The following is a 12,032-nucleotide window of genomic DNA, read 5'->3' as shown; positions in this document are numbered from 1 at the left end:
TCCTCAATTTCTTGCAATCCTCGCTACGGACGCTTAAGTCCGACAGGCTGCTAGTTAAAGACCCTGTTTTCTTGTTCCTGAACGCGAATAAAGGTGGTTCGCTTGGTCAGTTCTTTCAGGGTAGCGGCGCCCACGTAGGTGCAAGTAGAGCGAACGCCACCCAGGATGTCCTGAACAGTGTTTTCAACGGGGCCTCGATAAGGCACCTTAACGGTCTTACCTTCAGAAGCGCGATAGTTGGCAACGCCGCCAGAGTGCTTGTCCATAGCGGTCTCGGAACTCATACCGTAGAACAGTTTGAACTTCTTGCCGTCTTCTTCCACTTCTTCGCCAGCGGATTCGTCGTGACCGGCAAACATGCCGCCGATCATGACAAAGTCGGCACCACCGCCGAAGGCTTTGGAAACGTCGCCCGCACAGGTACAACCGCCGTCAGAGATAATCTGACCACCAACACCATGGGCTGCGTCAGCGCATTCGATCGTGGCAGACAGTTGTGGGTAGCCGACACCGGTTTTGACACGAGTGGTGCATACTGAGCCTGGTCCGATGCCAACCTTGACGATGTCAGCACCTTTCAGAATTAGCTCTTCAACCATTTCACCGGTGACTACGTTTCCGGCAATAATGACTTTTTCAGGGTGCTGTTTACGAACTTTGGAAACATATTGAACAAAATGCTCGGAGTAGCCATTGGCAACATCGATGCAGATAAAACGAAGACTGTCGTTGAGTGCCAGGATGTCGTTGAGTTTGGTGAAGTCAGCATCGGATGTTCCGCTGCTTACCATGACATGGTTTTCAATACCTGCAGGTGCGCTGTCCAGAAATGCTCCCCATTCTTCAATGGTGTAGTGCTTGTGCACTGCGGTCAGCATCTTGTGTTCTGCCAAGGCCAGGGCAATGGAGAAGGTGCCCACTGTATCCATATTGGCAGCAATAACAGGGACGCCGGTCCATTCCTGGTTGGTGTGAACAAATTTGAAGGTACGTTCCAGGCTGACCTGGGAGCGGCTCTTCAGGGTTGAACGCTTGGGTCTGAACAGAACATCTTTAAAACCCAGCTTGATATCAGCTTCAACACGCATAACTTTCCCGTTAGACCTTTTTACAGGTTAAAGACTAATTTTTACGTTTGAGTAGTTATAGTCTTCGACAGGTTGATGACAAGGGAGAGTGTACAAGCGGCAGGATTTTGGAGGCTACCTATGAGGAGATACCGGTGACCCGGAAAGCGAACACACTTTCTACGCCTATACCGGTCGATTATACAAAAACAGGTATTCAGGTCAAAGCTTGATTTTCCGAGACGTTCTTCTTCCCTCATGACTGTTGTTTCGCTCATGGCTGCTTTGCCGCCTTGACTGGGTCGCCGACGCTTACCGGTAGAACGGCTGTGCCCTGTCTGAAATCATGATCTGACTGACAAAGTAGCAGAACTGAAAGCAGGGCATAGATGTGTATGAATGAATTAATCAATCAGATCCTGAATCTTGGTTTTGATCAGGTCGATGGCAATTCTGTTCTTGCCGCCATGGGGGATGATTAGGTCGGCATGCTGGCGAGCAGGCTCAATGAACTGCAGGAACATGGGGCGTACGGTTTCCAGGTATTGTCTGATGACCGAATCAACATCACGGCCGCGTTCGACAATATCTCGCTTTAGCCGTCTGATCAGACAGATGTCCAGGGGGGTATCCATGTAGAACCGAAGGTCAAAGGTTTCACGGATTTCCGGATGAGTAAACAACAGAATGCCTTCAATTAAAATAACTCGGGCAGGGGGGACTGTCCGGGTTTCCTGTTTACGGTTATGCTCTGTGTAATCGTACAGAGGCACGTCCACTGTCCAACCTTCTTTCAGCAGCTTCATATGCTCCAGCATCAAGTCATGGTCCATGGATTCGGGATGGTCATAATTAGTCTGAACCCTTTGTTTCATGGTTATGTGCGTCTGATCCTTGTAGTAAGAATCTTCAGAAATGACACGAACGTGCTGTGATTGAAGTTCTTCTACCAAAGTACTGGCCAGAAGACTTTTACCGGAAGCAGAGGCGCCGGCAACGCCGACCAGGATGGTTTTTTGTTTCAGCATTTATATCCCGTTATTCATCTCTATCCACAGGTTGGGGGCGGCCATGCTTGTCAATGGCCACGAAGGTAAAGATGCCTTCCGTCACTTTGATATGCTGCTGATGAAAAGGCATATTCTTGATCCAGACCTCCAGCTTGATTCGCATGGAAGTGGTGCCGACATGAATGACCTCTGCATAACAACAGACTACATCACCTACATTGACCGGATGGTGAAATGACATGGATTCAACGGCGACAGTAGAAACCCTGCAGTGACTTCTCTGCTTGGCCGCGATACCGCCAGCAATATCCATTTGTGACATCAGCCAGCCACCGAAAATATCACCGTTAGGGTTGGTGTCTGTTGGCATGGCGAGCGTTCTGAGCATAAGCTCTCCTCGTGGCTCGAGCATGAGGGTTCTCCAGTGAGCACGAAAAAAATTTGGCGTAAATCCTAAAAGCCGTGAGAGGTCATGTAAATCGGTAGTTTCAGAAAACGTATCAAAAAATAGGAGTTCAACCTGAAAAATCATAAAGTCGCTCAGGCAGACAGCGGGCAGAACAATAAGTCATACACTTTATGTCGTTTTTGTATAAAACGAATATTATCAGATTTGCTATGCAATACTCTGTAAATCGGGTATAAGAGCCCGCTGATTTCAGGCCGGAACTGATATCAAACTGACCCATGATTTTTTTTGATTGAAGGATGCTATGAGCCATAGAGTTCTCTCTAACCCCAGTCAGCTGGTGGTTCGTAACAGTGAATGGTTGCGTTGTAATAAAATGCTCGTGCTGGGTGTGCCTGCTGATGCACTGGGAAGAAAGCTTGCTAAGGAAAAAATCGCTGAAGAAATCCACGGGTTGACTCGAGACTTTTCAGTCTACAGAACCATTAAAGAAGACTGGTCTGCAAGCAGTCAGTTGTCTCTTCACTATGAGTCTGTGGTTCATTCGACTGTAGACCGGTTTGATGGGGTGCTGGTTTTCCTGCAGAAGAGCAAGTCTCTGATGGATTTCTGGCTGGCGATGATTGTACCGTTATTAAACGAAGGGGCTGTTCTGTGGCTGGCAGGTGAAAATAATGAAGGTATCAAGTCGTGGCGCAAGCGCCTCAGGCAGAATTTTTCCGAAGTCAAAAACATGGACAATGCGCGTCATTGCAGTCTAATTGAAGCTTCAGGCTCTCTGGAAAATGGCGCTGAATTTTCCAAGCCCGATTATTACAGTGCCTACGAGCTTAAAGTTCGTGATATATCCATGCCGTTATTCTCTTTACCCGGTGTATTCTGTCATGGACGTGTTGATGCGGGTACGGAGCTACTTCTCAATACCTTTGATGAATGCACGGCTAAACGTGTTCTCGATTTCGGCTGTGGTGCCGGAGTGGTAGCCGGCTTTCTTGGGCAATTAAATCCCGACGCTCACTATACTCTGGTGGACTCCGACGCCCTGGCTCTGGAAAGTTCGACCCGTACCCTTCAGGAAAATAATGTAAAGCACTTTGATGTGATGGCCAGCGACGGTTTGTCTGAAGTCAGTGGTGAGTTTGACCTGATCGTTTCCAACCCTCCCTTTCATCAGGGTGTTAAGACGCATTATGCGGTGACGGAAGGGTTTCTTGCGCGGTCTGCTGACCTTCTGAAGAAAGGGGGGGAGCTGAGAATTGTCGCTAACAGCTTCCTTCGCTATGGTCCGATCATTAACCAGGCTTTCGGTGATTGTAAAACACTTGTCGTGAAAAATGGCTTCTCGATCTATCAGGCTTTCAAGCGCTGATCGGGAAAAATTAATATAATATTTTCGCATAAAAAATGATTAAAATATTATTTCAGTTATAAATGTTAAGGCTGTTAGTCTGCGCATTTAATTATGGGCAGGTATCCGGCAAGACCAATTTTCGTTGGATTAATTCAGTCTTTTAGCACATTGCCCATAGCTTTTCTCAGGGGGCACTTATGTTCGGTCTTACATTTAAAAAAGCTATAACTACTGCCACACTGGCTCTGTCCGTCTTGCTGGCTGGCTGCTCTGATCATCAGCCTGCAGAGATTCAGGCAAACAATGATGAAGTTAAGACTTCTGTCGTTAAAGTCGGTATGTCCGGCACCTACTATCCGTTCACTTTCATGGAGCAGGGTGAACTAAAAGGCTTTGAAGTTGATCTCTGGAAGGAGATAGGTCATCGCCTGAATAAAGATGTTGAGTTTGTTACAGCACCATTCTCTGGCCTTTTTGGCATGCTGGAAGCAGGTCAGCTGAACACTATTTCCAACCAGATTACACTGACTGAGGCCCGTGCTGAGCGTTATGCTTTTTCCGAGCCCTATGTTTACGACGGTGCCCAGATAGCGGTCCACAAGGATAACAATGACATTAAGTCAGTTGATGATCTGGCAGGTAAGAGAGTAGCTGTAAATCTGGGTTCTAACTTTGAAGCGATCCTGCGTCAGAATGATCCGGAGCAGAAAATTAATGTTGTGACCTATGATACCGGCATTGAGCAAGACGTGGTGCTCAAACGTTCTGATGCATTTGTTATGGATCGTGTCAGTGTAATGGCTCTGATTGATAAATCTGATTTGCCGCTGAAGTTAGCCGGTGAGCCGATTGAGATCCTGAAAAATGCCATGCCTTTCGTCAATGATGTGAAGGGACTGGCTCTGAGAGATCAGGTGAATTCCGCTCTGGATGCCATGGATAAAGACGGTACCCTGGCTTCTATTTCCGGCAAATGGTTCGGTGGAGATATTACTGCCAAACCTGCCGGATAGACCTTTCATCCATTACTGTTCTCTGGAATACTGCCCTGTTTGTTCCGAAGTCCGCTACAGGCATTTGAATGATGGATTTTGAATACACTGTCGGAATGCTTCCGACAGTTGCCATGAATCTGGATACGACACTCTATATGACACTGGGTGGTCTGGTGTTGTCCTTGTCTTTGGGGCTTGTTCTGGCACTGGTGAAAATTACCCGACCTTTTTGTCTCCACTATGTGGCTGACCTGTATATCTCCTTTTTTAGGGGATCACCTCTGCTGGTCCAGCTCTTTCTGTTTTACTACGGTCTGCCACAATTGATACCTGCTCTTGCAGGTATGCCTGCCATAGTGGCTGTGATCATTGGTTTGGGTTTGCATTTTGCTGCTTATATGTCAGAAAGTATGAGGGCGGCAATCATCAGTATCCATTCCGGGCAGATGGAAGCTGCTTTGAGTGTAGGTATGACTCGGGCCGAAGGCATGAGAAGAGTGATTCTTCCCCAGGCGGCAAGGGTGGCTTTTCCCGGATTGATGAACAATGGGATCGATCTGCTCAAGAGTACCTCTCTTGCCTTTACTCTGGGGGTTGTTGAGATCATGGCTCGTGCCCAGATGGAAGCCGCCAGCAGCTTCCATTTTTTCGAAAGTTACTTGACTGTGGCGCTGATTTACTGGGGAGTGGTGATGATATGCACCTGGTTTCAAAAGTGGGCTGAAGCACGTCTCAATCGAGCCTACATCTAGCTGTTCATAGAGTCGTTTAGTGTTTCTTGTTAGCGGGTGCCGAGTCTACGACACCCGCTTGTCTTCTGCGGCCATTCTGAATTTATAGTGTTGTTATTCTGACTTCTACTAACATCGACATTCCTGATTCCAATTCTTTCCTATACTAACGAAAAGTTATGACCGAGTTTGACCATGGAGAGGTCAGGATGAGCTTAACAACACGCATAGAGTCTTTAGTACCCCGGCTGGCTCATTTCAAGAGTGAAGTGGCACAGCAAATCAAGGCCTTGCACCCTAAAAAAGTGCTGGTTAAAAACTGGGGCCGTTTCGTTCAGGGAATGAAAATAGCGGCCTTCCATGTCAGGCGTTTTGCCCACGGTGTCTCAGACCGTATCCCCAGGGTTCGCATCAGTGCCAGACGGGTGGTACAGGTCAGGGCTGAGGAAGCCATACTTGGGAACCGTATCAAGGCAAAGAGTAGAGAAGGTATTGCCCTGAATCCTGAAGATGCAGAACGACTCAAGCGGCAACCCGGCTTTGAGGTGAAGCCTCGGGAGATTGTGTCTGATGGCCAAAAAACCTCTGTTGAGTTTCTGGTTAAGGTTAAATCAAATGCACTGAAAGATGCGGATAAACAGTTTGAAACCGATCTGGCGGCCTATGCCAAAGCAAGAGTGGCGCTTGATGCCAAACAGCTAAAACGACCTGACGAGGTGACTCAGGAAGAAATCAATGAGCTAAACCAACTGGAAGAAAAACTTCAGAGTTCACAAGATGAATTGACCTATCTCAGGGGCTGGGCCACCGAGCTTAAGTATAAAGAGTTGGGTAGTCAGTTTGATACTGAGGCGGCTCTTCGTGATGCCTTCAGAGTTCAAGTGAAAACCCTGAGCTTGCAGAAGAGCAACGCTATGAATCTTGTTCAGGGTGTCACCGCTAATATCGCCAGCGTGACTCAGGATCGTCTGGATATTGATTCCGGTATCAGAGAGGTCAGTGAGAAGTACAGGAACAGAGTCTACAAAGACATTATTGCCTTCATTGACAATCCCGATAGGAATTCAGAACACAATACTCTCGTCAGGGCCCAGCGTAACAGGCAGATGATCTGGGGTACTGACAAGCTTAAATTCGCAACGGCAGAAGCGGGTCACTCCAGGCGTCTGCCAGGTTTGGATTATTACATGTGTGCAGCCAGGGAAAACTGGCCACAGGATACGCCACTTTACAAAGACCGTCTTGTGAAGGAGGCTGTTCGTCTCATGCATAATGACTGGTCTCTGTTTGCCAATGACGTTCAGTCTGAGATTGATAAAATCAGGGTTGATATCGATAAGGAAAATGGCCGTGGCAGTTTTGATGCAGACAAAATGTGGGAATATCACCACCTGAGAAGTTTCCAGGAAACTCTGGCAAAACTCAGAAGTTTTGTAACGCCGGACAATGCTAACAGTCAAAGCCAGGTAGTCGATTTCCTCTCCAGTTATGGTGAAGAGTTAGGATTGGGTGAACACCCGGGCTATAACCTTGATGAGTTGATGAAACAAGCCCAGAGCCGATACAGTGTCAATAGCTTTAAGCTACTGGAAGAATCAGTGGCCAGGACGGCAAATGGTACCGATATGCACCCGGAGTATTTGCCGATTCCCCCTGATGGTTCGGAGCCCCTTACGACAGTATATGAACCATTTGTGGAAAAACCTTCAATATCACCGAAAAATCCGTCTCTTGAGGACGAGCAAAAAGAAGAGGCTTCGGGACAACCCGTGTATGGACCATTTGCGGGAAAACCTACAATATCATCGAAAAACCCGTTTTTTGAGGACATACAAAAAAAAGAAGCTTCGGGACAACCAGTGTATGATCCATTTGTGGGAAAACCTACAATATCACCGGCAAACCCATTTTTTGAGAACTTGCGAAAAAAACAGGCTCCGGGACAGCTTGGTAGTGATTGGGAGACATTTGGTGATACGACGGATGACGTAACTCCTCCCATGACTCCGGTTAAAACTGAATCAAGTCAACCATTTCAGGGATCTGAAAACGCTTCCCGCAATAATCCTGATCCATCAGAGTAGTCTTGTTCAGGGAATAAACGAAAAAAACGGCACCTGACCGATAGGTGCCGTTTTTTTTAGAGCTTCAAATAATAGGGTCTGAGCAGGTTGATTGTCTCATTCGTGTACGCAGGGTGCTCAGTGTATATCGTGATCTGCTCAAACTCATATTCTGAGCCAGAACGCCCCAGAACCAATAGGTGACGATGATCTTTATGAGTCTCAGAAGATCGAATAGCCAGAGTACGTTCCAGCTTCAAGGGAGTGGCCCTGTGGAGTGCTTTCAAAAACAGTGAGCTGGATTCATCCGGTAATAGAATCCAGGCTTTGCCATTCTCAGACATCAGTCTGTCAATCGCTTCAGCCAGCTCCGGAAAACTCAAACTGTCTGTGTGGCGTGCCAGTGAACGCCTGGAGCACGGGGCTTTAAAGGCATTCTCAAAAAAAGGGGGGTTACTGAGTATACAGTCATACCGCTTTTCAGGCATGAACGATTGTATGGGGCAATGATGTAACGTCAGGCGATTCTTCCATGGACTGGCTGAGAAATTTTGCTGCGTCTGAGCAGCAGCATGATCATCCAGTTCAACCGCATCAATGCAGGCAGTTGATCTTTGGGCTGCCATTAAACTGAGCAGGCCGGTTCCGGCACCGATATCAAGAATGGATTGACTGTTTTCCACCTCTGCTCTGGCGCCCAGGATACAGGCGTCGGTGGTGATCTTCATGGCAGTCTGGTTTTGCTCTACCCTGAACTGTTTGAATTGAAAGTAGCTGTTTCTGGCCATTAATTGTTGCTCATTAACTGAGCCTGTGGCGGCTTTTCAGTCTTTGGTTTTTTTTGTTGAAAAACCACGGATGTGACAATCATAACAAGCCCTGTATAGGTCGAAAGATGAATGCTCTCATTCAAAAAGTTGGCGATGAATATCAGAGAGAGAAAAGGGCTGAGATAGCTGATGTTGCTGATGATAGAGGTGTTTTCTGCGAGTTTGAGGGCTTTGAGCCAGAAAATATAGGCCAATCCCATCTCAATCAGGCCTATATACAAAGCGCCAGTGAGACCTTCCAGAGGAATAGGCCAGACACTGGACTGCCAGAAAACAGCCACTGTGATCCAGGGTAATCCGAATAGGAAGCACAGTAGCAAGCCAGTCTGTGAGTCGCCCTCATTTTTGGCATTTAAAATCCAGTACAAAGCCCAGACCAGAGTGCTGGAAAGCATCAGAATAACTCCCTGAGGGCTGTCAAAGTTGAGTTTTTGCAGCTCCCCCCTGGTACTGATAATCACCACACCAAGGTAGGCTACCAGGCAACAGACGCCATCCTTGAAACTCAGCTTGTTACCCAGTAATGGCACAGCCAGTAATGTGAGCGCCAGAGGCCAGCTGTAATTCAGTGCCTGAGCCTGCTGGGCGGGCAACAGATCATAACCACCAAACAGGACGATGTGGTAAAGGAAAGGGTTAAGAAACCCCAGCAGGATGTATAGCCTAAAGTGGTTTCTGGCCTGTTGGATCAGTAGGGACCATTTACCCTGGGCAAGAACAAAACCACCTAGAAGAAGTGTTGAAGTTAATACCGACCAGAACACCATTTGCCACGGATCGAGATAGTCGAGAGTGAGCTTGAAGGCAGTGGCAACGGTAGACCACATCAGGGCAGTGGCCAGAGCATAAAGACAGGCTTTGGTTTGTGAAGACATACAGTGTCGAGTCGAAAGAGATGGATATCAGCCTGGCTGAGGCTGCTGAATCGTGTCTTATATCACGACAATCTACTTTTCGCTATGGAGATTTAAGAAACTCCGCTCATACCGTTCATTTTCAGGAAATTATCCAGGATCGCTTCTTGCATCCTGAGAAAGTGGAAGGCTGTTGTCGTGTCAGCGGTCTCGGGGTTTGCCAGAAGGGTTTCCATGGCACTGTTGATACGCTGGCGGGAGTTCGTGATGAGCTGAGTGTCATTTTCCGAGAGGATTTTACTGGGCAGTTTGGCACCTATGGCATATTGATAGCACTGATTCCTGAAGCTTCTCATCGTATCCTTGAATTGATTCAGGGCTTTGTCGTTTTCAAACGCTGTCGTGTTCAGAAGCGCATTATTGATCTGCCTGTAAACCTCTGGCTGACAACGAACGACATGCAGGTTTATGGATCGCTCGTCAAGCTCAGGTTTTTTCATAAAGTCTGAGTCTATTTGTGCCCCCTTGCTGTCTCTTAATATCACTGTGGGCAGGGGAGAGTGTGGGATCTTGGCTTTTCTTCTTTGTAACTTTTGTTTGCGTGCCTGAATGTCTTGAATGGCCTTCGATGTATCCTGTCTCTGTTCCGTGACCCGTCTGAGTTCCTGCTCCACTGCTTCCAGGTCGTGATCAAGTCTATCATTCCGGACTCTCAAATCGGCTAATTGCTGTTCAAACACCCAACGATGCAAGCGGGCTTTTTCAAGGGAAGTTACTGTGTGGTTTTGAAGGTTTCCGGAAGGCTGAACCTGATATTGGGTCGCACTTTGCAAGACTGGATGTTGCTCAGCTACGGATTGTTCCATTGCATTTTGTTGCCTGCCGGGTAAATCTTTGATTCCATGTTGGTCATAAAGTCTGGTGATTTCTGCCTGCAACTGCTCGTGGCTTAATGACGCTGGTGCTTGCGCGGCTTCGGGAGCAGCGCTCTCCATCTTGTCGATAAAGCTTTCCAACTCCACTTTCAGCCTGTCTTTTAACGCTTCCATACTACTGAGTTCGGGGCTTTCAATTAGCCCCCTATGCCAGTGTCCCAGCTCGTCCTGCCAACCCATCAGTTTTTCCTGAAACCGCCTGATGTCGTGCAGGTTGAGGGGCAAATCCGGATCTATGTTTCTGCGCAGACAGTGCGCTCTAAAACCATCATGGCCCGGTAAGAATCGCTCAGCCAGTTGTTGTCTCCTCTGACCGAGTGATTTGAGCTGAGCAGCCTGTCCCAGATCTGAAAGCACAATCATGTATTTGGTCACCGCCAGTTTGATCAGACCAGGCAGTGAGCCTGCGTTTGTCATTACACTTTTAACATCGTCACAGAAGACTTTTATTTCGTGATAACCCAGTGTGGCACGTTTACCCGTGAGAAAATCTCTGAGCACGGCTGCCTGATCATCAAAGCTGCGGATCGAGACTTCTAGCCCGGTTTCTCTTTTGATGGTTTGCAGACCCTTGCGCAGCCTTCGGGTTTGCCATCTTTTGGTTTTCTTCAGGGATATATCTGAATTTTCTGGTACCGGGCTGCTGCCCGGCATCAGGGCTGTAAGAATTTTTCTGGTTCGTGAAGGAGGTTCAGAAGCGCTTTGGTTTTCTTCCGGGATGTCAATGTACGGAAAGCGGGGAGGAAGTTCAACACTGGAGACTTTGTGGGCAGGCAGTGACTGATCGGTAAGTTTTTTGGCCAGAAGGTAGCCTTTACTAGCAACAGGGTTTTCACTGGCTGCAGGGCTTTTATTGGCAAGAGGCCGGGTATCAGAAGCGTGGGAGCTTTTCTCTGTCATTTTACGAACGGGATGTTCGACCACTTCAGTCTTTTTTCCCCGGAAGCGAGCAAGCACCTCATCCTTGACGGTGCGGGCTAATCCGGACAAGCCATGATAAACGCTGCCTAAAATACGCATCCTGCCTTCCCTGACCATTTGAATTCTTCAGATACTCCTTAACAGCCCGAGCTTGACGTTTGGAGAGCATCTCATAATAGCTATCGACACCTGAGCTATTGGTATAACCAAAGCTTTCGGTGTTTTATCCAGATCGTCTTTGTCGAATTTGAAGAGAAGAATAGTTGAGTTTCTCGAGTATCTCTGGAAAACAGTACGACCTTGATTTCCAGAGTACTTTGCGATGTCAAACCTGCGGCAGACGGGTATTTGTCAGAGAGAGGGAGTCGGAGGTGTATCCTTCACAGGCCAGAGGCTCCTGATGTCTGTCTGAAAGAAGGGAGATAAGGTATTCCGGATAACGGATGTCGCCTATTGCGTCACCAGGGTGGGTAGAGTCTTCAAATAAACGTTTGCTGTCGAGTCCTGGATTATACATGATCGTCTTCCTTTACGATGCTGTTTTTCAGGGCTTTAAAACGGTTAAGGTTTAAAGCGGTAACCTGTTTAATCAGTTGTCGATGAATGCAGTATTTCTATTTGTTCCGATCCAAAATTATCATTGTGTAGCCTTACAGCCTTAAAACTACCCCTTATGTTCTTCAGCTGTTACCGATTAAGGTATCGAATTTCTTTCTGCCTGTCACTCTTTTGACGCTTAGTATTTTTTTGACGGTATCATCTGTATACGGGCTGGAATGATTCAGGAAAATTAGCGTCTGGCATAGAATTTTTTTCTAGCAGCCTGTCGGACTTAAGCGTCCGTAGCGAGGATTGCAAGAAATTGA

Annotated in this window: 11 protein-coding genes; 4 read left to right on the top strand and 7 right to left on the bottom strand. The window is 47.4% G+C overall.

What is annotated here, in order from left to right; genetic code table 11:
* Positions 1–50 precede the first annotated feature (50 nt).
* From KDK19_RS16095 to yciA, 3 genes are all read right to left on the bottom strand, one after another.
* Entirely contained in the window at positions 51–1,088 is a 1,038-nt protein-coding gene (locus KDK19_RS16095) for a GMP reductase (protein ID WP_257279993.1), read from the bottom strand.
* 383 nt (positions 1,089–1,471) lie between these two features.
* A complete protein-coding gene (gene udk, locus KDK19_RS16090) occupies positions 1,472–2,095 on the bottom strand; it encodes a uridine kinase (RefSeq protein WP_257292357.1) in 624 nt (207 codons plus the stop codon).
* A 10-nt stretch (positions 2,096–2,105) separates the two neighbouring features.
* Positions 2,106–2,489 (bottom strand): acyl-CoA thioester hydrolase YciA, encoded by a 384-nt coding sequence (gene yciA / locus KDK19_RS16085; RefSeq protein WP_257279991.1) that lies wholly within the window; start codon positions 2,487–2,489, stop codon positions 2,106–2,108.
* Between the two features lie 301 nt (positions 2,490–2,790).
* On the opposite strand from yciA, the gene KDK19_RS16080 reads away from it, so the two are divergent.
* From KDK19_RS16080 to KDK19_RS16065, 4 genes are all read left to right on the top strand, one after another.
* Positions 2,791–3,855: a class I SAM-dependent methyltransferase gene (locus KDK19_RS16080; RefSeq protein WP_257279990.1), complete on the top strand. Its 1,065-nt coding sequence runs from the start codon at positions 2,791–2,793 to the stop codon at positions 3,853–3,855.
* A 179-nt stretch (positions 3,856–4,034) separates the two neighbouring features.
* Complete coding sequence (locus KDK19_RS16075) at positions 4,035–4,850, top strand: amino acid ABC transporter substrate-binding protein (protein WP_257279989.1); 816 nt, start codon at positions 4,035–4,037, stop codon at positions 4,848–4,850.
* Between the two features lie 68 nt (positions 4,851–4,918).
* Positions 4,919–5,584, top strand: coding sequence for an amino acid ABC transporter permease (locus KDK19_RS16070; RefSeq protein ID WP_257279988.1), 666 nt, complete (start codon positions 4,919–4,921; stop codon positions 5,582–5,584).
* Between the two features lie 188 nt (positions 5,585–5,772).
* Positions 5,773–7,647 carry a hypothetical protein gene (locus KDK19_RS16065; protein WP_257292356.1) on the top strand — a complete coding sequence of 625 codons (1,875 nt, stop codon included), beginning with the start codon at positions 5,773–5,775 and terminating at the stop codon, positions 7,645–7,647.
* 56 nt (positions 7,648–7,703) lie between these two features.
* On the opposite strand, the gene KDK19_RS16060 is transcribed toward KDK19_RS16065, so the two are convergent.
* From KDK19_RS16060 to KDK19_RS16045, 4 genes are all read right to left on the bottom strand, one after another.
* A complete protein-coding gene (locus tag KDK19_RS16060) occupies positions 7,704–8,414 on the bottom strand; it encodes a tRNA1(Val) (adenine(37)-N6)-methyltransferase (protein ID WP_257292355.1) in 711 nt (236 codons plus the stop codon).
* Positions 8,414–9,331, bottom strand: coding sequence for a DMT family transporter (locus tag KDK19_RS16055; protein WP_257279985.1), 918 nt, complete (start codon positions 9,329–9,331; stop codon positions 8,414–8,416). The genes KDK19_RS16060 and KDK19_RS16055 overlap by 1 nt, the downstream gene beginning before the upstream one ends.
* Positions 9,332–9,423: 92 nt before the next feature.
* The gene (locus tag KDK19_RS16050; protein WP_257279984.1) at positions 9,424–11,265 is read right to left on the bottom strand and encodes a hypothetical protein; all 1,842 of its coding nucleotides are present in this window, start codon (positions 11,263–11,265) and stop codon (positions 9,424–9,426) included.
* 226 nt (positions 11,266–11,491) lie between these two features.
* On the bottom strand, positions 11,492–11,683 hold the full coding sequence (locus KDK19_RS16045) for a hypothetical protein (RefSeq protein WP_257254693.1): 192 nt from the start codon (positions 11,681–11,683) through the stop codon (positions 11,492–11,494).
* Between the last annotated feature and the right edge of the window lie 349 nt (positions 11,684–12,032).

The organism is Endozoicomonas sp. ONNA1 (assembly GCF_024606325.1).
In the GTDB taxonomy this organism is placed as follows: domain Bacteria; phylum Pseudomonadota; class Gammaproteobacteria; order Pseudomonadales; family Endozoicomonadaceae; genus Endozoicomonas_A.
Note: the sequence above shows the minus strand (reverse complement) of the source record. Positions and strands in the feature narration are given on the sequence as shown.

What these genes read in the sequence shown, in the direction of transcription:
- KDK19_RS16095 (WP_257279993.1), bottom strand. Translation starts at nt 1,088, where the DNA reads ATGCGTGTTGAAGCTGATATCAAGCTGGGTTTTAAAGATGTTCTGTTC.
- udk (WP_257292357.1), bottom strand. Translation starts at nt 2,095, where the DNA reads ATGCTGAAACAAAAAACCATCCTGGTCGGCGTTGCCGGCGCCTCTGCT.
- yciA (WP_257279991.1), bottom strand. Translation starts at nt 2,489, where the DNA reads ATGCTCGAGCCACGAGGAGAGCTTATGCTCAGAACGCTCGCCATGCCA.
- KDK19_RS16080 (WP_257279990.1), top strand. Translation starts at nt 2,791, where the DNA reads ATGAGCCATAGAGTTCTCTCTAACCCCAGTCAGCTGGTGGTTCGTAAC.
- KDK19_RS16075 (WP_257279989.1), top strand. Translation starts at nt 4,035, where the DNA reads ATGTTCGGTCTTACATTTAAAAAAGCTATAACTACTGCCACACTGGCT.
- KDK19_RS16070 (WP_257279988.1), top strand. Translation starts at nt 4,919, where the DNA reads ATGATGGATTTTGAATACACTGTCGGAATGCTTCCGACAGTTGCCATG.
- KDK19_RS16065 (WP_257292356.1), top strand. Translation starts at nt 5,773, where the DNA reads ATGAGCTTAACAACACGCATAGAGTCTTTAGTACCCCGGCTGGCTCAT.
- KDK19_RS16060 (WP_257292355.1), bottom strand. Translation starts at nt 8,414, where the DNA reads ATGGCCAGAAACAGCTACTTTCAATTCAAACAGTTCAGGGTAGAGCAA.
- KDK19_RS16055 (WP_257279985.1), bottom strand. Translation starts at nt 9,331, where the DNA reads ATGTCTTCACAAACCAAAGCCTGTCTTTATGCTCTGGCCACTGCCCTG.
- KDK19_RS16050 (WP_257279984.1), bottom strand. Translation starts at nt 11,265, where the DNA reads ATGCGTATTTTAGGCAGCGTTTATCATGGCTTGTCCGGATTAGCCCGC.
- KDK19_RS16045 (WP_257254693.1), bottom strand. Translation starts at nt 11,683, where the DNA reads ATGTATAATCCAGGACTCGACAGCAAACGTTTATTTGAAGACTCTACC.